This window comes from Phycisphaeraceae bacterium (assembly GCA_019636675.1).
GTDB lineage: Bacteria > Planctomycetota > Phycisphaerae > Phycisphaerales > UBA1924 > JAHBXC01.
This window is the reverse complement of sequence record JAHBXC010000001.1, coordinates 71,401-92,302: the sequence shown is the minus strand read 5'-3', so window position 1 is coordinate 92,302 and position 20,902 is coordinate 71,401. Positions and strand designations below refer to the sequence as shown.

Sequence of the window (20,902 nt, the reverse complement as noted above, 5' to 3'; positions counted from 1 at the left end):
GCATCCCCAGTCAGCGACCGCCCGTACCATCACGCAAGGCGGCACGCCGCCGGGAGGCCCTGTCGATGCGCACGCTCCTTGTCATTCTCACCCTCGCCGCACTGAGCGCCGCCGCGCTCGCGCAACCACGCTCCTCGACGCCGCCAGCCGACGAAGGCCCCGTCCTCACGCTCAAGGAGCGCCGGCTCTTCCAGCTGCGTCTGAATATCTACGGCTCGCGCGCGCCCTTTTCGCAGCACATCCAGACCAACAACCCCATCCTCCGGCTCGATCGACGCGGGTTCCTGCCGCGCCAGTCCATCGACCTTCGCAGCATCGAGCTCGTCGTCCCCGTCCTCGAGCGCAGCGCCTCGCACGAGATGTACCTCGACCGGGCCGAGTGGAGTCTGATCTTCAACAGGCAGCCCGTGCCGCAGGACCGTCTGGGCAACCCGGGCGAACAGCCCGACCTGATCAACCTCGAACAGTCCGTGCGCATCACCGACGACGAGGGCAACTGGCTCGTCGCCTTCATCCTGAACCCAGAGCAGATCGAGTTCTCGCTCCAGGCCCCGGTCGCCGCCCACGAGACGGTCTACGACGACGCCCGCGCCGCGCGCATCGACTGGCCCACCGAGTGGCCCGAATGGGTGCGCCCGGCGCTCGAGCCCAGCCCCTACATCCCCAGCGACCACGCCTTCGTGCGCGAGACGCTGAACGACTGGACCAACTCGCTCCCGCGCTCGATGCCCCCGGCCGTCCTCGCCAAGCACCTCGCCAAGCGCATCGTCGACAGCGTCCAACCCCTCGAGACAGGCGTCGCCGTCTGGCCCTACGCCGCCCGCTGGCGAGGGCTCATCAACGACCCGTGCGACCCGGTCCTCTCCGCACGCACCACGCGCGTCGAGCAGCGCGGGTCGAACCCCACCCCCTACGCCCTGCGCTTCGCCGACCGGCGCGTCGCCTTCCAGCTCCGCGGCTTCGACGTCGACGACAGGCGCCTCTTCCGCAACCAGGACTGCTTCGTCCCGCGCATCCGCGAACCCGTCGAGACCGGGCGAGCCAACCCCGCCGTCACCGCGAACCTCTATGCCGCCCTCCTGCGCGCCGCCGGCATCCCGGCCCGGGTCGTCATCGGCATCGAGCTCACCCCCGCCGAGCTGCGCACCGTCCCCGACGCCCACCTGCCCGGGCGCCCCCAGCAGGACCTGATCATCAACGACGTCCGCATCACGAACCGGGTCGCGCAGCTCCGTTTCTGGAACGAGTTCTTCTTGTACGACGAGGCCGCCAACCGCGGCGAGTGGATCCCGGTCGACCTCTTCCGCCAGCGACTCGAATCCTCGCGCGCCCCCGACATCGACCGCCCCTGGCGATACTTCGGCAACCACGACGAGCTCGACGAAATCGTCCCCATCACCAGCGTCTACACACCCTTCGGCGCCGACATGCCCGACTGGGTCCCGGCCCTCTGGGGCTGGCGCACCCAGCCGGCCCCGTGGTTCTTCCTCGACGGCATCATCCGTGTCGAAGCCGTCGGCCTCGCACGCAGGCCCAACGACGGGTTCGATCGCCCCAGGGCCCAGCCCACGCGCTGATCCCCCGCCCGTTTCGGATGCCCAGGGAACGACCAGGGGGCCGGGGGAGCCCGAACGCCCGCGTCTGCCCCCTACTATCCCGCGAATCTTCCGTCCCGGCGCCCCGTCACAGCCGAACGGCCCGAGGTATCCGACCGCATGCCCGAGATCCGCAACTTCTCCATCATCGCCCACATCGACCACGGCAAGTCCACCCTCGCCGACCGTCTCCTTCAGGCGACCAAAGCAGTCTCCGACCGCGAGGCCCGTGAGCAGATCCTCGACTCGATGGACCTCGAGCGCGAGCGCGGCATCACCATCAAGGCCTCCGCCGTCACGGTGTTCCACACCTACGACGGCAAGGAGTACATGCTCAACTTCATCGACACCCCCGGGCACGTCGACTTCACCTACGAGGTCTCGCGCTCCCTCACCGCGTGCGAGGGCGCCGTCCTCGTCGTCGACGCCACGCAGGGCGTGCAGGCGCAGACCGTCGCCAACGCCTACCTCGCGGTCAACAACAACCTCGAACTCATCCCCGTCGTCAACAAGATCGACCTGCCCTCGGCCCGCCCCGACGACATCGCGATGGAGATCGAGCAGGTCCTCGGCCTCGACGCCGCCGACGCGATCTATGTCTCCGCCAAGACCGGCCAGGGCATCACCGAACTCCTCGACGCCATCTGCGTGCGCTGCCCGCCCCCTCGCAAGAGCAGCACCAGACAGACCCGCGCCCTCATCTTCGACGCCACCTACGACGACTACCGCGGCGTCATCGTCTACTTCCGTCTCTTCGACGGAGAGCTCAAGGTCGGCGACAAGATCCGCATGATGGGCATCGGCCGATCCTTCATCGTCACCGAGCTCGGCAAATACACCCCCCGCCAGGTCAAGTGCGAACGCATCGGCGCCGGAGAAACCGGCTACCTCGTCGCCGCCATCAAGGCCCTCAAGGACGTGCGCGTCGGCGACACCATCACCCTCGAGCACGACCCGGCCCCCGAGCCCCTGCCCGGCTACGAAGAGCCCAAGCAGATGGTGTTCTGCGACTTCTACCCCGCCACCGCCGACGCCGACACCGGGGGCAAGGGCGCCGACTTCGAGACCCTGCGCGACGCCGTCGAACGCCTCTCCCTCAACGACGCGTCGTTCACCTACCAGGTCGTCCACTCCGACGCGCTGGGCTTCGGCTTCCGCTGCGGCTTCCTCGGGCTCCTCCACATGGACATCGTGCAGGAGCGCCTCGAGCGCGAGGGCGATGTCAAGATCATCCAGACCGCCCCCACCGTCACCTACGAAGTCCTCATGATGAGCGGCGATCTCGTCGAGATCCACAACCCCGCCGACCTCCCCGACATGGGAACCATCGAGGAAGTCCGCGAGCCCATGGTCAAGGTCGACATCATGGCGCCCACCGACTGCCTGGGCGACATCATGAAACTCTGCACCGAGCGGCGCGGCGAGTTCCTCTCCCAGCAGTTCGTCTCCGAGAAACGCCAGATCGTCTCCTGGAAACTCCCCCTCGCCGAGATCATCTACGACTTCTACGACAAACTGAAGTCGATGACCTCCGGCTACGGCACGATGGACTACGACCTCGTCGGCTTCCACGCCGACGACCTCGTCAAACTCGACATCCTCGTCAACGGCTCGCCCGTCGAGGCGCTCGCCGTCATCGTCCACCGCGACAAGGCCCAGCAGCGAGGCAGGCACCTCTGCGCCAAACTCCGCGAGCAGATCCCGCGCCACCAGTTCGAGATCCCCATCCAGGCCGCCATCGGAGGCAAGATCATCGCCCGCGAGACCGTCCGCGCCATGCGCAAGGATGTGACCGCGAAGTGCTACGGCGGCGATGTGAGCCGAAAGCGCAAGCTCCTCGACAAGCAGAAAGAGGGCAAGAAGCGCATGAAGTCCATCGGCAGCGTGGCGATCCCGCAGGAGGCGTTTATGGCGGTGCTGGAGCAGGGGGATTGACTTCGTCGGTCTTCTCTTGCTCCCTCTCCTGTCGAGCGCAGCGAGATGGGAGAGGGCCGGGGTGAGGGCTACCCCTTCTCCGGGCTTCGCTCCTCCCCCTCTGTCTTTCTCTCGAATCGTCCGTCGAGCGATCGCATCAGAGGTCATCACCCTTTCCCCTGCTTCCGTCCGGGTCCCCGTTTGATATCCTCTCCCCGGGCATGACCACCTTCCGCTCCGACATCGACCGCCTCTCCTCGCTCATCCGCGCCGGGCGGAGCGCCATCGCCATCGTGACGCACGAAGAGAAGGAGGCGGTCGAACTCGTCAGCACCGCCGCGATGATGCTGGGGCGTCAGGTACGGGAGTGGTCGTCGACGCTGGGCGTGCGTGAGGGGCTGCTCGCCGTTTCGACGCCCGTGCCCGACACCGAGAACGCCGCGGCGGGGCTGCACCACCTTGCGACCAACCACGCGCAGGACATCTGCCTGGTCCTCGACGCCGGGGCGCACCTCGCCGACGCTCGCAAACTCCGCGCGCTGCGCGACCTCATCACGCAGGCCGGCGCCCGCGAGGGCTGCGTGATCCTCGTCGAGCACGACGCGAGCGCCCTGCCCGCCGTGGTTCGATCGCACGCGACGCCCTTCGATCTCACCCTGCCCTGCGACGACGACCTGCGCGACCTCGTGCGCGCCACCGTCCAGCGCGCCCACCGGCGCTCGCCGCTGACCATCGAACTCACGAAGCCCGAGCTCGAAACGCTCGTCGCCGGCCTCCGCGGCCTCACCCGCCGCCAGGCGACGCTGGTCGTGCAGTCCACCTTCGCCGACGACCGGCGCCTCGACGCGAGCGACCTCGCGGTCGCCACCGCCGAGAAGCGCCGGATGCTGCACTCCGACGGCCTGCTCGAGTTCGTCGAAGCCCCGGCGACGCTCGACGACATCGGAGGGCTCGAGCGGCTCAAGGGCTGGCTGCGCCACCGCGAGCGCGCCTTCGACGCCGACGCGAAGTCGTTCGGCATCGAGCCGCCCCGCGGCGTGCTCCTGTTGGGGGTGCAGGGCGCCGGCAAGAGTCTCAGCGCCAAGGCCATCGCCACCGCGTGGAAGCGCCCCCTGCTGCGCCTCGACCCCGGCGCGCTCTACGACCGCTATGTCGGGGAGTCCGAGCGACGCCTGCGCGACTGCCTGCGCCAGGCCGAGGCGATGGCGCCGATCATTCTCTGGATCGACGAGATCGAGAAGGGCTTCGCGTCCGCCGCGTCGCAGAGCACCGACGGCGGGCTCTCGCAGCGCATGTTCGGGACGCTGCTCACCTGGATGCAGGAGCACCGCGCCCCGGTCTTTCTCGTCGCGACCGCGAACAACATCGACGCCCTCCCGCCCGAACTGCTGCGCAAGGGGCGCTTCGACGAGATCTTCTTCGTCGATCTCCCGTGCGACGCGGCGCGCCGGGTGATCTTCGAGATCCACCTGCGCCGACGCTCGCGCGACCCGAAGACTTTCGACCTCGATCAACTCGTCGCGCTGTCCGCGGGGTACAGCGGCGCCGAGATCGAGCAGGCCATCGTCTCCGCCCTGCACACCGCCTTCGGTTCGCGAGCGACGCTCACCACCGAGCACATCCTCACAGCGCTGCGCGAGTCCCCGCCCCTGTCGGTGACGATGCGCGAACGCATCGCCGACCTGCGCGCATGGGCCAAAACCCGCTGCGTCGCGGCGGATTGATCCCCTCTTTCTTCACTCCTCCCCCTACGGTGCCCCGGGGCATTCCTGACCCGGGCTACCAACCCTCGGGATCAACCAGTGCGTGGTTCACGAGTCATGAACCACCGGCGCAACAGCCCTCGTGCTTCCGCCCGAGGCTCTGATCAGGCGCACCTCCACCACCTCCGGCGGCACGCCGAATCGCACGGGAAGGATGGACATCCCCACGCCGCGGGTGGTCACCACCGGGCACGCCGGCCCCTGGTTGAGCCCGTCGGCGAAGCGCTGGCCCGTCCGCACCGGCACGATGGGTGCGCCGATGAAGGGGAGGCGCACCTGCCCGCCGTGGGTGTGCCCGCAGAGCATCAGGTCTGCTCTGTATTCCCGCGCCGTGGTCTCGCTGACGCGCGCCAGCGCGGGGTCAATCGCGACATCCGGGTTGTGCGACAGCAGCACACGCGGCACGCCCTCGCGCACGCCGCCGAGGGCCCGCGCGAGGTCCACATCGCGGTGATCGAGGTCCCCCACCCCCGCGACGCACAGCGCTAAACCCCCGGGGTCGCGCTCGGTCATCGACATCGTCTCAGGGTCGAGGTACACGCGCGTGTTCTCGACGAGGCGCACGCCGATCCGCCGCAGCGCCTCGCGCGTGGCGTGCGCGCCGCTGAACCAGTCGTGGTTGCCCAGCACGCCGACCACGCCGAACCCCGCGGCGCCCGGTTCGCACAGGGGTGCGAAGATACTCGCCCCGAGTTCGATCTCCCGAGTGTCGTGGTGCGAGTAGTCGCCGACGAGCGCGATGAGATCGGGCTTCAGATCCAGCGTCATGCGCACCGCGTGACGGATCAGCGACGGCGCGACGAACGGCCCCAGGTGCGTATCGGCGATGACCGCGATGCGCAGCCCGTCGAACGCCTCGGGCAGGTCGCGGATGGGGACATCGAAACGCCGCACGCGAAGGTCCATAGGCTCAAGCATGGTCGCCTTGGCGACCGAGCCGGCGCTCCCGAGCGCGACAACGCCGCCCACGCCGTGCAGCAGTACGGAGCGTCGCGACAGGTCTGTCCCCTCGCGCCGCGGGCGAACGAACGGGAATCGTCGCTGCGCCGTGTACCACGCGCGCCAGACGAGCCACGCGAAAGCGATCGCGACGACATACCCGCCCCACGCGAGCATGTTTGCGCGCAGCACCCACCGCTCGGTGCGGACCGCTTCGTAGTGACGCGGCCCGACGCGCACGACGATCACCCACCCCGGCTTGGCCGCGAGGTTCATCGCGTTGGCCACGGGTCGCAGCCCGCCCGCCGCGAGGGCGGAGCGCTCTCCAGAGGGGTCGTGAATCCAGGTCGCGCGATGGAACGCGGCGCCGATCAGCGACATCGCGACCCAGACGCCCACGAACGCCGTGAGCGTCACGGCAGCGAGTGCGATCCGACGACGACGGGGCGCGTGTGAGGGGGCATCCATCTGGGTGAGATCTACTCGTGCCCCGAACGACAAGTTCTCCCAACCGGATTGACATCTCCGCAGGTTCCGATAGTCTGATGGCGTCAACGGAGCCCTTCGTGTCCGCCCGCCGCTTGAGGCGTTCGGGGCGAGGGGTGAAACGGGAAGTGCGGTGAAAAGCCGCCGCGGACGCGCCGCCGTAAGGGGCAGCATCCTCGACCCTTGAGCGCCACTGACCCCACGCGACTCCATGCGTGTTCGGTCGGGAAGGCCGGTCGCAGGAGCCCCAAGCCGGAAGACCGACCGTTGACGAGTGCCTTTCCGCCCTCGCGAACCAGGGCGTCGGCGCAGCGCCCGCGCGCTCCCCGCCGGGCCCTCTGCGCAGACACACAAGCCCCTCGCGAGCGCCCAATCCTCGTCGGGAGCCGTCCTGCGCGAATCGGGACGAACAATCGGAGTCTGGTCGCCATGACCAACCTTTCCCTGCTCCGCGCGGCGATGCCGTGCGCCGTGTCGCTTTGCGCCCTCTCGTCCACCGCCCTCGCCGCCCCGAGTTACACGCTCGTCGGACAGTACACGGTCGCGTCCGGCATCGCCGGCGTCGATGTCCTGCCCGACGGGCGTCTCGTCGGCGTTCGCGCCGACGGCGCACTCGTCGCGCAGACCGCGGCCAACTCGTCGTCCTGGGCGCAGATCGGCGCGATCGACTCGTCGCTGCTCAACTCGTTCGGCCCCTCGTTCCTCGCCGTCACGCCCGACGGCTCGCGCCTCGCGATCGGCGATGGCAACTTCGGCGCCGGCGCGAGCGTGCTGCTCATCGAGGTGAATACGCTCGACCCCATGTCGATCAGCGCGGCGTCCAGCGTCGCGCTCGCGAACTACGCCGGGCGCTGGTCCGACAACGACACGCTCTTCGTGTCCGGCGCCGACGGATTCTCGGGCGGGATCGTCAGCGAACTCCGCGCGAGCACGCTCTCCACGCGCACCGTCGTCGACTCTCTCGACGGCGCCTCGGGCGGCGTCATCACCGACGGGACCTGGCTCTTCACCGGCAACGGCTTCGCGTTCGACTCTGCGCCTGGCAACAGCCAGACGGGCGAGGTCCGCGCGTTCCTGCTCAGCGATCTCGCGAACGCCGCGGCGCCGTTCTCGTACGAGGCATCGGGCGTCGCGGTCGCCGACGCGCTCTCGGCCGCGTCCCTCGCGATCGATTCGCGAGGCAACCTGCTGATCGGCGGCGCCGAGTTCGGCGGGGGAGAGTCCGGGTTCTTCGCCGTCATCGGCGCCGATCTTCTGAGCGACGCGCTCGCGGGCGCCGGCATCGTGCCCGACGCGCTCGAGCTGCGCTTTGACCCGTCGGGCGGCAGCGCGTTCTCATACTCGGTCCTCTTCAACTCGATCACCGGAGAGGCCATCGCGATCTCCGGGGGCGTGGCGTACCGCTTCGCCATCCCCACCCCCGGCGCGGGGCTGCCCCTGCTCGCGTCGGGACTCTTCGTGGTGTCGCGTCGCCGGCGTGAGAGGAGCGCCGCGTGATGCCGACCACGAGTGCGCACCCCTTCATGCCGCGCCGAGCCGTGACGCTCGTCGCGGCGTGCGCATCGGCGACGATCCTCGCCGGGGCCCACGCCGACCCGCACTGGTTCGCGAGCGAGGTCGTCCAATACCTCCCCGCGCCGGGCCAGTTCGTCAACGACCCCGACTTCAACAACCCGGCGCGCGCCCTGGGCGCGCCCGTCGGCGGCGGGACGAACAACGCCGACCTCTCCAAACTCGTCACCCTCGGCGGATTCGGCGGCAGCATCACCCTGCGCTTCGCCTCCACCGTGTGGAACGACCCCTGCAACCCGATGGGGCTCGACGCCATCGTGTTCGGCAACGCGGTCTATGTCAGCGGCGACCCGCGCCGGCGTTTCGCCGAAGCGGCCCACATCGAGATCTCCCTCGACGCCAACGGCAACGGCATCGCCGACGATCAGTGGTACATCATCCGCGGATCGTCGCTTCCCTCGATCCCGGCGACCGCGCTGCGCACGCAGCAGTGGGACGACGACGAGTCCACGCCCGCGCCGCCGATGGACATCTTCTGGTACCCGTTCTCGCTCGGTTTCGTCGGGCCCTACACCACCGTCGCGTACGAATTGCCCTCGTCGTTCGCGCAACAGATCATTTCGCTCCCCGCCGGCGCGACCGCTGAAGCCATCTACGGCTATGCCGACTTCACCCCTGTCATGGCCCTGCCCGGCGGCGTCGATCCGATCGATTTCTACACGATCCCCGACGACCCCTTCAACATCGGCATCACCCCCGGCTCGGGCGGCGGCGACGCGTTCGACATCGCCTGGGCCGTTCACCCGATCACCGGCGAGCCCGCCAACCTGCCCGGCTTCGACTTCATCCGCATCACCACCGGCGTCGACGCGATCAGCGGGTTCTTCGGCGAAATCAGCGCCGAGATCGGGGGCGTCGCGCGCGTCCGTTCGCGAGTGCTTCTCGCGGGCGACGCCAACGGCGACGGCGTCGTCAACTTCGCCGATCTCAACGCGGTCCTCACCAATTTCGGCGCCGGCGGCGCGAACCTCGAGGGCGATGTGAACTGCGACGGCGTGGTGAACTTCGCCGACCTCAACGCGGTGCTCACCAACTTCGGCGCGTCCCTCGGAGAATCGCGATGAACCGGCGCGCGTTCACGCTGGTCGAGGCGCTGGTCGCCGTCGCGGTGATCGCGCTGCTCATCGGGGTGCTCGTCCCGACGCTCTCGAGCGCGCGCGCCGCCTCGCAGGGCGCCCGGTGCGTCGCGCAGATCCGCCAGCTCGGCGTCGCGAACGCCGCCTTCGCCGTCGATCACCGGGGGAGGAGCGTCCCCGCCGCCGCCGAGTTTCGCGACAACCTGCGGCGCTGGCACGGCGAACGCTCCGGCGTCTCGGAGCGCTTCGACCCGGCGCGCGGCGCGCTGACCCCCTACCTCGGCTCCGGAGCAACCAGCGAGGGCGTTCGCGCGTGCCCGACCTTCGAGCCCACGCTGCGCGCGCTTCGCGAGGACGGGCGCGGCTTCGAGGCCGGCGCCGGTGGCTACGGCTACAACGCCGCCTTCGTGGGCGCTGATCGCACCGATCGGCTCCCCGGTCGGTGGACCGTCAGGGACGACCGAGTCGGCACGCGAAGGGACCGCTTCCGTCGCCCTGCCGAAACCGTGGAGTTCACAGACGCCGCCTTCGCGTCCGACGACGGGCTGATCGAGTACTCGTTCGTTGAACCCAGCGTCCACCCCCACGCCCCGACCGGCCGTCCCGACCCGTCGACGCACTTCCGGCACCGGGGATACGCCAGCGTCGCCTGGCTCGACGGGCACGTGAGCCGGCGCGAGCGCGACAGCACCGCCTGGTCGGGCATCTATCGGACCGACCCCGGCCCGCTCAACCTCGGGTGGTTCGGCCCGGAGGATTCCAACGCGCTCTTTGACTACGAATGATCCGCCAGAGCCCGGCCCGCGAAGTCACCCCGATGTACGACCCCTACGACCCCGAACCCGTCGACCGCTGCGTGTGCTACGACGTCACCTTCGCGGAGTTGAAGGAGATCGCCGCGCGCGAGGGGCTCGACTTCGACGCCCTGTGCGCCAAAACCGGCTGCTGCTGCGGCTGCGGGACCTGCGAGCAGTATGTCCAGCTCATGCTCGCGACCGGCAAGACACGGTTCCCGGTCCTGCCCCCCAAGCCCAAGGCGGCCGGCTGAGCCCTTTTTTGCTCGCCCGGTCTGATGTCCCCACGCGTGCGCGCTACTGTGTCCGCCCGATGAGCGACGCGCCGCGCATCACGGGTTCGCCGCAGCCCCCCCAGGGGGCCGGGCTGACCCTCGCCGCCTTCCAGAAGCTCATCCGGGACAAATACTTCGCGACCGATTCTGCCCGGGGCGCCCCGGGGACATTCCTCTGGCTGATGGAAGAGGTCGGCGAGCTCGCGACCGCGATCCAGAACAACCTGCCCGACCGGTCTCCCTCCCCTGAGGAACGGGCGAACCTCGACGAAGAGTTCGCCGATGTTCTCGCGTGGCTCACCACCCTCGCCAACATCACCGGGGTCGATCTTGAAGCGGCGCTGAAGAAGTACACCGTCGCGGGCAAGGTCGAGGGCGTGAAGCAATGACGCTCGCACCCGCCGGCCGCGCGAGCCCGCGCACGGCGCGGGTTGCACGCCCTGCCCGATCGACGACAATGCCCGCGCGGACGCCCGGCGCCCGCCCAGGCGACAGACCTCACAGCCCACGACGCGGCGCCTCAGCGACCGCCACGCACCTCCCTCGCGAGAGCCAGAAGCACAGATGAACCACAGCACGAGCCGCTCGGACGCTATCCGCTCGGTCATCCAGTGGAGCGAAGCCGCCCACGCGCGCGACACCCGCGCCGAGAAGGCGGAAGACCTCTTCGGCCGCGATGTCTTCTCCGAACGCGTCATGCGCCAGCGCCTCCCCAAAGAGGTCTTCAAGGCGGTCCAGCGCACCGTCAAGTTTGGCGAGCCCCTCGACCCCGCCGTCGCCAACACCGTCGCCAACGCGATGAAGGACTGGGCCCTCGAGCACGGCGCCACCCACTACACGCACTGGTTCCAGCCCCTTACCGGCTCCACCGCCGAGAAGCACGACTCCTTCATCATGCCCGACGGCATCGGCGGCGCGCTCGTCGAGTTCTCCGGCGATTCGCTCATCTCCGGAGAGCCCGACGCGTCCTCCTTCCCCTCCGGCGGCGTGCGAGGCACCTTCGAAGCGCGAGGCTACACCGCCTGGGACCCCTCCTCGCCCGTCTTCCTCGTCCGCGGCACGAACACCGTCACGCTCTGCATCCCCACCGCTTTCGTCTCGTGGACCGGCGAGGCCCTCGACTACAAGACCCCCCTGCTCCGCTCCATCGACGCGCTCTCCGAGCACGCCATGCGCATCCTGAAGCTCTTCGGGACCGACGCCGGCGTCTCGCGAGTCAACACCTCGCTCGGAGTCGAACAGGAGTACTTCCTGATCGACCGGAACTTCTACTTCGCGCGCCCCGACCTCATGACCTGCGACCGGACCCTCTTCGGCGCCAAGGCCGCGAAGGACCAGCAGCTCGAGGACCACTACTTCGGCTCCATCCCGCCCCGCGTCCTCGCGTACATGGCCGAGGTCGATCGCAACCTCTACGCGCTGGGCGTGCCGGTGCGCACGCGCCACAACGAGGTCGCGCCGGGGCAGTTCGAGATCGCCCCCCTCTTCGAGCTCGCCAACGTCGCCTGCGACCATCAGTCACTCGTGATGGAGACCCTCAAGCGCATCGCCCCGCGCTTCGGCCTCCAGTGCATCCTGCACGAGAAGCCATTCGCCGGCGTCAACGGATCGGGCAAGCACAACAACTGGTCGATGGCCACCGACACCGGCGTCAACCTGCTCGACCCGCGCGACGACACCCACACCAACATGCAGTTCCTCACCTGCCTCTGCGCCGTCATCCGCGCCGTGGACCTGCACTGCGACCTCCTCCGCGCCGCCGTCGCGCACGCCGGCAACGACCACCGCCTGGGCGCCAACGAGGCGCCGCCCGCCATCATGTCTATCTACCTGGGCGACATGCTCAGCGACATCGTCAGCCAGCTCGAATCCGGAGAGAACCGCGGCACCAAGAAGGGCGGCGCCATGTCGCTCGGCGCGCGGACACTCCCCCAGATCCCGCGCCACGCGTCCGATCGCAACCGCACCTCGCCCTTTGCCTTCACCGGCAACAAGTTCGAGTTCCGCGCCGTCGGCTCCACCCAGTCCGTCGGCTGGCCCAACACCGTCCTCAACACCATCGTCGCCGAGTCGCTCGACTACATCGCGACGAAGCTCGAGAAGGCGGTCGGCAAGTCCAACACCCCGGAGAAGCTCGACGCCGCTGTCCGCGCGTTGCTCAAGGAGATCGTCAGCGATCACAAGCGGGTTATCTTCGACGGCGACAACTACACCCAGGCCTGGCGCGACGAGGCCGCGAAGCGCGGGCTGCCCAACAACCGCGAGACGGTCGCCGCCCTCGCGGCGCTCAAGTCCAAGAAGGCCGCGGACCTCTTCGCGAAGTACAGCGTCATGAGCAAGACCGAGCTCGCGGCGCGCACCCACATCTTCTACGAGAAGTACAACAAGCAGATCGTCATCGAGGCGCGCACGATGGTCTCGATGTCGCGCCGGCTGGTGCTGCCGGCGGCCCTGCGCCACCAGGTCCAGCTCGCCGACGCCGTCGCGTCGGCCGAAGCGGTCAACATCGAGGCGACCGACTCGCGCGAGGACCTCGAGCGCGTCTGCGAGCTGATCTCGCGTCTGCGCGCCGCCGCCGCCCGCGTCGAGGACGCGATCGGCCACTCCAACGACGACCCCCAGAAGGAAGCCGAGCACCTGCGCGACAAGGCGATCCCGGCCATGACAGACCTGCGCGAGGTGGCCGACGAACTGGAAACCATCGTCGCCGACGACCTCTGGCCGATGCCGATCTACCGCGAGATGCTCTTCATCAAGTGACCCCCGGCCCCCGGCCCCCGGGCCACGGGCTCCGGGCCCAACCCAGCCACACCCCACGCCCGCGCGCCCACCCTGACGCGCGGGCGTTATGCTTGGGTCACGCCAACCGGCCCCGTAGCTCAGCGGTAGAGCAGCCGACTCATAATCGGTCAGGTCGCAGGTTCGAATCCTGCCGGGGCTACTTCCCTCTCACCGCTGGCGGGTGATGTCTTCCACATCGAACCCGGGAGGGGACTTCATCCACGGGTACCCGACCTTCCCACGCTCGTACCCGAGATTGAACAGGTTGGTCATGTACACCGAGTCGAAGGGCGCGCTCTTCGGAGGGAAGGGAAGGTCGTCCTCGATCACCGCGAGATTGAATTCCAGGCCGTCGCGCAGCGCTCCGAGGTAGATTCGGTACAAGTCCCCGACCCCCTGCGTGCGGATCAGCGCGCTGATCGAACGCGTCGCGATGGGCAGCGCACGCGGGTTGACCGGGTACCAGGTCGCACCCAGCAGGCCGTTGCGGATCACGTACAGGCGCCGCTCGCGCGTGAGGCCGTGCTCGCTCCCAAACTGCTGCAGATCCAGACTCGCGGGGTAGACGAACACCTGCGCCGTGGCGCCGCCGTCGACATGCATCTCATCGAATCTCTTCCCGCCGGACTCGACCGCGATGTACTGCGGCGGGAACGCCGCGGGGATCGACGCCGACGCGAGCATGACTTTCCGGAAAAGCGCCGCCGCCTCGGGCCCGCCCCGGCGCGCGATCGCGCCCATGTCCCACAGAACCGGGCGCTCCGCGTCGATGTATGTCGTGCCGATGAACAGCAGGCGTCCCTTCTCGTATTCCTCCGCGATGCGGCGCAGGAACGCGTCATCCACGATCTGCTCGATCAGCGACGCAAGCGGGCCGGTGTCGGCGGCCGCGTCCTTCCACAGCACATCCAACTTCCCGCGGGGTTTGGCTATGTCTTTCAGGGTGACCGAGGTGTAGAACCTCTTCAGGTTCGCATCCTGCTCCGAGCCCAGGAACGCCATCGGAGCGATCAGCGCCCCGGTGCTGATGCCCGTGACGAGTTTGAAATCGGGTCGGTTGCCATGCTCCGTCCAGCCACAGAGCAGGCCGGCGCCGTACGCGCCGTTCTCTCCACCACCCGACAACGCGAGCATCGCAGCCGGTGGCAGGCCGCCCGTGTGCCCCCGACGCTTCAGATACGCCTCCTCTCGCCGGGTCGCGGCAACAGCCATCGCGGCAAGCGCTTCCGGGTGCGAGTCTCCCCAGAACCGCACGGGCTCAGGGAAGCCGGGGATCTCGGCGAGTTCGACCGACGGTCCAGACAGCGGGCCGAACGGTCGCTTCGAGGTCACGCAGCCGGACATCGAGGCGACCAGAATCACCACCGCTCCCATAAGCAACGAAGCACCGTGTCTCATTTGTGCACTTTCGTGTATGTCGACTGCGTACGGGTGAGCATCACACCGCATCTCTCGCTGCCCACGACTGTCCCACGCGGCACACTCGCTGTCAAGATCCTGCCGGTCCACGCCGGGCAGTCCGCTCGACGCCGTGCGCGTCACGACGGGACGCCGCGATCGTCCCATACAATCGGGACAGGGTCCGCTCCGTATCGGGCAATCGTTGGCGCCCCCACGACCCAAGCCATGCACCACCCACGGATCATCTGGTCAGGCGACCGAACCCTCCACCTCGCACTCGTGGAGGGCCACGGTGACGCGCATGCCGAACGCATCGTCAATGTCTTCAAGGCCATACGAGATGAGGCCGTGGCCGGCGTCATTGACCTGACCCCCGCGTCCACCACTGTTCAGATCACGATCGACCCCGGCGCCGCCGACCCCGTCGCGATCGCGAACGAAGCGCTGCGCATCGCGCGGACCTGCGCGCTCCGGAATTCCGCACACGAGTCACAACGGACCATCGAGATACCCGTCTGCTACGACTCGGACCTTGCCCCCGACCTCGAGGCGATCGCCTCAGGCGCAGGGCTGTCGACGAGCGACGCCGCGGCGCTGCACGCATCTGCGGTATACACCGTGCGTTTCCTTGGGTTTTCGCCCGGGTTCGCGTACCTCGCGGGCCTGCCCGCCGCGCTCCACGCGGCGCGCCTGGACTCACCGCGTCCGCGCGTCCGCGCGGGGAGCGTCGGTGTCGCCGGGGCACGCTGCGGCATCTACCCGAGCGAGACGCCGGGCGGCTGGCGACTGATCGGCGCGACGCCACTGCCGATGTTTGATGCGCAGCGCCCCGACCCGTGTTCCCTCCGCGCGGGCGATCGCGTGCGGTTCCGGGCGATCACGCGCGAAGAGTACGACGCGAGGCACGCCGTGGAACGTTCGTCATGAGTCAGTGCCGTGTGCTTCATCCCGGCGCGCACACCACCGTGCAGGACCTCGGCCGCCCCGGGCTCGGCGCGATGGGCGTGCCGCTCTCGGGCGCCTCGGATGCGCTCTCGCTCCGCGTGGGCAACCGTCTGCTCGGCAACCGCGACTCCGACGCCGCGTTCGAGTGCGCGCTCGTCGGACCGACCCTCGGGTTCGACGCCGACGCGATCACCTGTCTCGCCGGCGGGGAGTGCCGGGACGCGTGCATCGAAGGTGTTGGCGGCGTGCGCCCTCTCCCCGCGTGCACACCGACCGCGGTGCGCGCCGGCGAGACCGTGCGCATCGGACCGATCCGCCCCGGCGCGCGCGTCTATCTCTGCATCGGCGGCGGCGCGCGGTCGCCGGTCGTGCTCGGCAGCAGGTCGGCGCTCACGGGACGACCGCTCCGCGCCGGCGATGCCGTGGCTCTGCCTTCTCGACCTCCAGCAAGCATCGTGCATTCGGACACCGCGCCCATCGCGCTGTGGCTGCGCACCGATCTCTCACGCCGGACGCTGCGCGTCGTTCCCGGCCTGCACACCGATCTGTTCCCGTCCGATGCGATGCGCACGCTGACCTCCGCCGAGTTCCGAGTGTCGGACCGATCGAACCGGGTCGGGCTCCGTCTCGAAGGCGCTCGCGTCCCGACCCTCGCCGGCAGCGGCCTCCTGCCGTCCGAGGGCGCGACGGTCGGCGTCGTGCAGATCCCCGCCGACGGGGCGCCGATCATCCTTGGACCCGACCACCCGACCACGGGCGGTTACGCGGCGCTCGCGTGCGTCATCGCGGCCGACCTCCATCTGCTCGGCGCTATGCCGCCTCGCGACGCGATCCGGTTCGCAGTGGTCACGCGCGATCAGGCGCGCGAGGCCGCCCACGCGAACGCGTCCGCGCTCGACGCCCTGCTTCCCCGCGCCCGCGTCATCGACCTCAACGCGGATGTTGGCGAGGCGTTGACGCCGGAACACCGCGAGGCAGAGGCCGCCGTCATCCGGCTCGTTTCCTCGGTGAATATCGCCTGCGGCGGGCACGCGGGCGACGAGTCATCGATGCGCACAACGCTCTCCTCAGCGATGCGCGCTGGGTGCGCCATCGGGGCGCATCCCTCGTATCCGGACCGCGAGGGCTTCGGCAGGCGGAGCGTTGCGATGGATGCGGATGCGTTGCGAAGATCGATCCATGAGCAGATAGCAGCGCTCGGACGCATCGCCGCGGCGAGCGGGGTTCGGCTTGCGCACGCGAAACCGCACGGCGCGCTGTACCACGACGTGTCGAGCGACGAGTCGATCGCCCGAGCGGTGTTCGAAGCGGCGCGCGCGTGGGACCCCTCGATGCGGCTCGTGGGACTCGCTGGGTCGCGGTCGATCGCGTGGTGGCGGTCGTGGGGCGGCGCTGTTGTGTCTGAGGCGTTCGCCGACCGCGGGTACTCGGGGCCATGCTCGCTGACGCCGCGCAGCGCTGCCGGTGCGATGCTCGATCCGGGCGATGCTGGCGCGCAGGCGGTCTCCATCGCCGTCGATTCCTCCGCGCGGAACGCGAAGGGGTCGCGGTTCCGGATCGACGCCCAGACGATCTGCCTGCACTCGGACGCGCCGAACGCAGCCCAAGCCGCACGCGCGGTACGCGACGCGTTCACGCGCGCCGGCTTGCGAGTTGCGCCGCTGTGAGGCCGTGGTCGACGCCCCGGCGCCCTTTCACCGACCGACCAGCTCTTCCACGAGCGGTCCCGCGTCATACACCTTGCGAAGCGCCTCGACGATCGCTCGCACATCGACCGAGACCGCCCTGCCACGCTCGGCTGAGAAGATCGTGTCCCACGCGAACGAGTATCGGTTGCCGTCGAAGATCAACCCGACGACGCGCCCGTCTCGGTTAATGAGCGGGCTGCCCGAGTTGCCGCCGATGATGTCGTTGGTCGAGACGATGTTGAAGGGCGTCTTCAGGTTGAGGGTGTCGCGCGACGCGAGCCACCTGCGAGGGAGCGAGAACGGCTCGGCGCCTCCCTTCTGCTCGTGCCTGGCGAACATGCCGGCGATATCCGTCGCGAACGTGAGATCGACGCCCTCCTGGTCGTATCCCTTCACGCGACCGGTCGACAAACGAAGCGTGAAGGTCGCGTCGGGATAGACATTCTCGCCGAACGCCGCGAACCGGGCGGCGGCGAGTTTGCCGTACGCGGCACGCTCCGCCGCTTCGACCGAGTCCTCGTAGCGAGACCGGACAGCTCGCGCCTCGTCCTCGATCGCAAGAGCCAGCCGGATCATCGGGTCTTCGCTGTTCCGGACCGCCTCGACTCCGCCCTCGACCAGCCCGCGCCGGTAGGAAACCTCGAAGAGGCGCGTGCCGTCGACCAGCTCTCGCGCACGGTCCGACGCGCTGACGCCGCCGAGGAGGGTCCGCACCGCGTCGTCCTCGCCGCCCAGCAGATCGGCGGCCATGCCAAGCCCGCTCGCCACTCGGTTGAGCTCGAGTTCCCGGTGGACGGGCGCGGTCGAGTACAGCGCCAGCTCGAGCTGGGGGATGCGGCTCTCGGTGTACGCGCTCATCCGCTCGCTGTCGGGCTTCTGACGCTCGGAAGTGAGTCGCACGATGTTCCTCGCGTGGCCGAACAGCTCGGACCTGCCCACCGGCCAGCGCTCGAGCGCGTTGTATCGGTCCGAGATCGATGCGTACTCTCGCTGCGCCTGCGCGATCATCTCGAACGCGTCGCCCACCTCCTGGGCGAGCTGTGGGTTGGACGCGATCGCCGATCGCAGCTCGGCCTCTTCCTGCGCCTTCTTGGCGAAGTTGCGCGGGTCCTGCAGCGCGACCAGCTTCCCGCCGAGCCCCTTGCGCCCGTTCGCGATGCTGGAAAGCTCGTTGTACGCCTGCGTCGCGAGCTCGGGCCCTTCGCTGGCGAAGACGGTCAGCTCGACCTCGCGTCGGCGGATGAAATCCATCCAGTCCGGGTAGACACGGTCGCGCAGCGATCTCAGGTGATCCACAGTGAACCCGCGCTGCGTGCGCCCCGGGTGGCCGGTGACGAACACCGGCTCGCCGTCCTTCACGCCGTCGAGCGTGAATCGCATGAAGTGCGTCGGCTTCGCGGGCCTGCCGTCCTCATAGAGTCGCAGGAACGTGGCGTCGAGGCACCATCGCGGGAACTCGAAATTGTCGACGTCGCCGCCGAAGGCGCCGACCGCTTCCTCGGGCGCCCAGACGAGTCGGACATCGGTGTAGCGCTTGTACTGGTAGAGGTGATACATCCCGCCGCCGTAGAGCGTGACGACCTGGCTCGTGAGCCCGGATTTCTCGGTTTCCTCGCGCTCGATCCGAGCGATCTCGGCACGACGAGCCGCTTCGGCCTGTGCGCTGCTCATGCCCGGCGTCGCGGCGGCCTTCACACGGCGCGTCACATCGACGATGTTCTGCAGACTCAACACCTCGAGATCGGGGCAGCGGAGCTCCTGGTCGCGCGACCTCGCGTAGAAGCCGTTGGTCACGATGTCGCGATCGGGCGTGCTCAGCTTCGCGAGCTGACCCTGCGCGACGTGGTGATTCGTCATCACCAGCCCGTCGGGCGAAACGATCGAGCCCGACCCGCCAGCGCCGAGTCGCACCGACGCCTTCTGCACCAGTTCGAGCCACTCGCGGCTCGGCTCGAAGCCGTACCGCTCCTTGAGCATCCTCGTCGGGGGCTGGTTGAGCAGCCACATGCCCTCGTCGGCGCGAGCGCTGTTGGACGCAAGACCGGCAAGCAGAGCGACGGACGCGGCGGCGAACACACGGGTGAACCTGTTTCTCATGCGGGAACAATACCGCCCACCCGGCCTTCGGCGGCGCCGCCCCAACGGTCCACCGGGGCCCCTCACAACCGGCGCAACCCCACCCGTCGGAAGAGGCCGAGGTCCGTTACGCTCCCGGCGTCGATCGTCGGGGCCGACGATGAGGTGGCATGCACCCGCCCAGAGCCCGCCTGACAGTCGCATCGTTCGCTCTCGCTGTCTGCGCGCCCGGCGCGATCGGGCAGGACGGGCGCCTCACGGGCCTCGAACTCGTGAATGTCCCCCCGGACCTCGAGGGCCACGACTACGCGCCTCGCGCCAAGCCGGCGCCCGACGAGCCGCGCGCGAGATTCTCTCCCGACGACCCCGAGCGCGAGTGGTTTGGACGACGCCCGTTTCTCACGTGGGAGCGATTCACCGGCGACTGGGGCGGGGCGCGCGCACGGCTCGAAGACGCGGGCCTCTCGGTCTCGTCCTCGTTCCTGCTCGACTGGTCCAGCGCGTGGAGCGGCGGCGTGTCGGGGCGCGCCACGCGGCGCACACTGTTCGACTTCAACCTGACCCTGGACCTCGATCGCTCCCTCGGCTGGGAGGGCGGGACCGTCTTTCTCGATTTCTACTCGACCAACAAGTCCGGCGGCAGCGCGGACATCGGCGACTTCCAGGGATTCTCGAACATCGAGACGGACCGCTCGCTCGACCAGATCGCCGAGCTGTGGTTCGAGCAGGTCGCCCTCGACGGCGCGCTGCGCTTCAAGGTCGGGAAGATCGAGGCGAACAGCGAGTTCGCCTTCGTCGATTCCGCGGCCCACTTCCTGAACTCCTCCGCCGGGTTCTCCCCCACCATCTTCGCCTTGCCGAGCTATCCAGACCCGGCGTTCGGCGTCGTCGCGCAGGTGTTCCCGTCGGACTCGATCTTTCTGTCGTTCGGCGTCTTTGACGGGGCGGCGATTGTCGACGGCGTGCGGACCGGAACGCGCGGGCCGTCAACCTTTTTCTCCGACGACCTCTCCGACGACTATTTCGTCATCGCCGAGGGCGGCGTGGGCTGGGAACTCGGCGGCGCGAGGACAGGCCGGTTCTCGCTGGGCGCATGGCGCCACACCGGGAAATACGACGCCTTCGACGGCGGCACGCAGCGCGGCGTCACCGGCGTCTACGCGATCGCGGAGCAGCGTCTGTGGACGCGCGACCTCGCCGCCGAGGACTCCGATCGCGGCGTGTACGCCTTCGGCCAGTTCGGCTGGGGCGACAAGGACGTGAGCGAGGCGGAGCTGCACCTGGGCGCCGGACTGAGCACGCTCGGGACGTTCCGCACGCGCGACGACGACAGCGCCGGCGTGTACTTCTCGTGGGTGAAGCTCAACCGCGACGCGGGATTCGACGACGACGAGTTCGTGGTCGAGGTCTTCTATCGCGCGATGGTGACCCCGGCGGTCTCGCTCACGCCCGATCTGCAGATCATCGTGAATCCGGGAGGCGATTCGAGCGTCGACACGGCGATCGTCGCGTCGATCCGGCTCGAGATCGTGTTCTGACAACGAAAGAGCCCGCCGAGACGCTCGGCGGGCTCCGTGGTTGCGTCAGGATGGAACGG

The 20,902-nt window shown here is 69.0% G+C and carries 15 protein-coding genes, 1 tRNA gene and 1 riboswitch; of the genes, 13 read left to right on the top strand and 3 right to left on the bottom strand.

Annotated elements, in window-relative coordinates:
• Positions 1-65 precede the first annotated feature (65 nt).
• The 3 genes from KF684_00365 (at position 66) to KF684_00355 (ending at position 5,233) form a co-directional block, all read left to right on the top strand.
• Positions 66-1,577 carry a transglutaminase domain-containing protein gene (locus KF684_00365; GenBank protein ID MBX3351362.1) on the top strand — a complete coding sequence of 504 codons (1,512 nt, stop codon included), beginning with the start codon at positions 66-68 and terminating at the stop codon, positions 1,575-1,577.
• 138 nt (positions 1,578-1,715) lie between these two features.
• Complete coding sequence (lepA, locus tag KF684_00360) at positions 1,716-3,530, top strand: translation elongation factor 4 (GenBank protein MBX3351361.1); 1,815 nt, start codon at positions 1,716-1,718, stop codon at positions 3,528-3,530.
• Positions 3,531-3,730: 200 nt separating this feature from the next.
• Positions 3,731-5,233: an AAA family ATPase gene (locus KF684_00355; GenBank protein ID MBX3351360.1), complete on the top strand. Its 1,503-nt coding sequence runs from the start codon at positions 3,731-3,733 to the stop codon at positions 5,231-5,233.
• A gap of 87 nt (positions 5,234-5,320) precedes the next feature.
• Here the strand turns inward: KF684_00355 and KF684_00350 are convergent, their stop codons facing one another.
• A complete protein-coding gene (locus tag KF684_00350; protein MBX3351359.1) occupies positions 5,321-6,679 on the bottom strand; it encodes a metallophosphoesterase in 1,359 nt (452 codons plus the stop codon).
• A gap of 99 nt (positions 6,680-6,778) precedes the next feature.
• Positions 6,779-6,981: riboswitch (cobalamin riboswitch) on the top strand.
• 145 nt (positions 6,982-7,126) lie between these two features.
• Here KF684_00350 and KF684_00345 point away from each other — a divergent pair.
• The 7 genes from KF684_00345 (at position 7,127) to KF684_00315 (ending at position 13,355) form a co-directional block, all read left to right on the top strand.
• Entirely contained in the window at positions 7,127-8,194 is a 1,068-nt protein-coding gene (locus KF684_00345; GenBank protein ID MBX3351358.1) for a hypothetical protein, read from the top strand.
• The gene (locus KF684_00340) at positions 8,194-9,333 is read left to right on the top strand and encodes a hypothetical protein (GenBank protein ID MBX3351357.1); all 1,140 of its coding nucleotides are present in this window, start codon (positions 8,194-8,196) and stop codon (positions 9,331-9,333) included. The genes KF684_00345 and KF684_00340 overlap by 1 nt, the downstream gene beginning before the upstream one ends.
• Positions 9,330-10,130 carry a type II secretion system protein gene (locus KF684_00335; protein MBX3351356.1) on the top strand — a complete coding sequence of 267 codons (801 nt, stop codon included), beginning with the start codon at positions 9,330-9,332 and terminating at the stop codon, positions 10,128-10,130. The genes KF684_00340 and KF684_00335 overlap by 4 nt, the downstream gene beginning before the upstream one ends.
• Positions 10,127-10,393: a hypothetical protein gene (locus tag KF684_00330; protein MBX3351355.1), complete on the top strand. Its 267-nt coding sequence runs from the start codon at positions 10,127-10,129 to the stop codon at positions 10,391-10,393. The genes KF684_00335 and KF684_00330 overlap by 4 nt, the downstream gene beginning before the upstream one ends.
• Positions 10,394-10,452: 59 nt before the next feature.
• Positions 10,453-10,803 carry a hypothetical protein gene (locus KF684_00325; protein ID MBX3351354.1) on the top strand — a complete coding sequence of 117 codons (351 nt, stop codon included), beginning with the start codon at positions 10,453-10,455 and terminating at the stop codon, positions 10,801-10,803.
• 175 nt (positions 10,804-10,978) lie between these two features.
• Positions 10,979-13,174, top strand: a complete 2,196-nt coding sequence (locus KF684_00320; protein MBX3351353.1) for a glutamine synthetase III — start codon at positions 10,979-10,981, stop codon at positions 13,172-13,174.
• 108 nt (positions 13,175-13,282) lie between these two features.
• Positions 13,283-13,355: transfer RNA gene (locus KF684_00315), tRNA-Ile, on the top strand.
• Positions 13,356-13,363: 8 nt separating this feature from the next.
• Here the strand turns inward: KF684_00315 and KF684_00310 are convergent.
• Positions 13,364-14,557, bottom strand: a complete 1,194-nt coding sequence (locus KF684_00310) for a patatin-like phospholipase family protein (GenBank protein MBX3351352.1) — start codon at positions 14,555-14,557, stop codon at positions 13,364-13,366.
• Between the two features lie 264 nt (positions 14,558-14,821).
• On the opposite strand from KF684_00310, the gene pxpB reads away from it, so the two are divergent.
• The gene (pxpB, locus tag KF684_00305; GenBank protein MBX3351351.1) at positions 14,822-15,523 is read left to right on the top strand and encodes a 5-oxoprolinase subunit PxpB; all 702 of its coding nucleotides are present in this window, start codon (positions 14,822-14,824) and stop codon (positions 15,521-15,523) included.
• Positions 15,520-17,208, top strand: a complete 1,689-nt coding sequence (gene pxpA, locus KF684_00300; GenBank protein MBX3351350.1) for a 5-oxoprolinase subunit PxpA — start codon at positions 15,520-15,522, stop codon at positions 17,206-17,208. The genes pxpB and pxpA overlap by 4 nt, the downstream gene beginning before the upstream one ends.
• 27 nt (positions 17,209-17,235) lie before the next feature.
• Here pxpA and KF684_00295 read toward each other — a convergent pair whose 3' ends face one another.
• Positions 17,236-19,326: a S46 family peptidase gene (locus tag KF684_00295; protein ID MBX3351349.1), complete on the bottom strand. Its 2,091-nt coding sequence runs from the start codon at positions 19,324-19,326 to the stop codon at positions 17,236-17,238.
• A gap of 149 nt (positions 19,327-19,475) precedes the next feature.
• On the opposite strand from KF684_00295, the gene KF684_00290 reads away from it, so the two are divergent.
• Positions 19,476-20,843, top strand: coding sequence for a carbohydrate porin (locus KF684_00290; protein ID MBX3351348.1), 1,368 nt, complete (start codon positions 19,476-19,478; stop codon positions 20,841-20,843).
• Positions 20,844-20,902: the final 59 nt, after the last annotated feature.

Coding starts and splice junctions, on each gene's coding strand:
- KF684_00365 (MBX3351362.1), top strand. CDS start 66: ATGCGCACGCTCCTTGTCATTCTCACCCTCGCCGCACTGAGCGCCGCC.
- lepA (MBX3351361.1), top strand. CDS start 1,716: ATGCCCGAGATCCGCAACTTCTCCATCATCGCCCACATCGACCACGGC.
- KF684_00355 (MBX3351360.1), top strand. CDS start 3,731: ATGACCACCTTCCGCTCCGACATCGACCGCCTCTCCTCGCTCATCCGC.
- KF684_00350 (MBX3351359.1), bottom strand. CDS start 6,679: ATGGATGCCCCCTCACACGCGCCCCGTCGTCGTCGGATCGCACTCGCT.
- KF684_00345 (MBX3351358.1), top strand. CDS start 7,127: ATGACCAACCTTTCCCTGCTCCGCGCGGCGATGCCGTGCGCCGTGTCG.
- KF684_00340 (MBX3351357.1), top strand. CDS start 8,194: ATGCCGACCACGAGTGCGCACCCCTTCATGCCGCGCCGAGCCGTGACG.
- KF684_00335 (MBX3351356.1), top strand. CDS start 9,330: ATGAACCGGCGCGCGTTCACGCTGGTCGAGGCGCTGGTCGCCGTCGCG.
- KF684_00330 (MBX3351355.1), top strand. CDS start 10,127: ATGATCCGCCAGAGCCCGGCCCGCGAAGTCACCCCGATGTACGACCCC.
- KF684_00325 (MBX3351354.1), top strand. CDS start 10,453: ATGAGCGACGCGCCGCGCATCACGGGTTCGCCGCAGCCCCCCCAGGGG.
- KF684_00320 (MBX3351353.1), top strand. CDS start 10,979: ATGAACCACAGCACGAGCCGCTCGGACGCTATCCGCTCGGTCATCCAG.
- pxpB (MBX3351351.1), top strand. CDS start 14,822: ATGCACCACCCACGGATCATCTGGTCAGGCGACCGAACCCTCCACCTC.
- pxpA (MBX3351350.1), top strand. CDS start 15,520: ATGAGTCAGTGCCGTGTGCTTCATCCCGGCGCGCACACCACCGTGCAG.
- KF684_00295 (MBX3351349.1), bottom strand. CDS start 19,326: ATGAGAAACAGGTTCACCCGTGTGTTCGCCGCCGCGTCCGTCGCTCTG.
- KF684_00290 (MBX3351348.1), top strand. CDS start 19,476: ATGCACCCGCCCAGAGCCCGCCTGACAGTCGCATCGTTCGCTCTCGCT.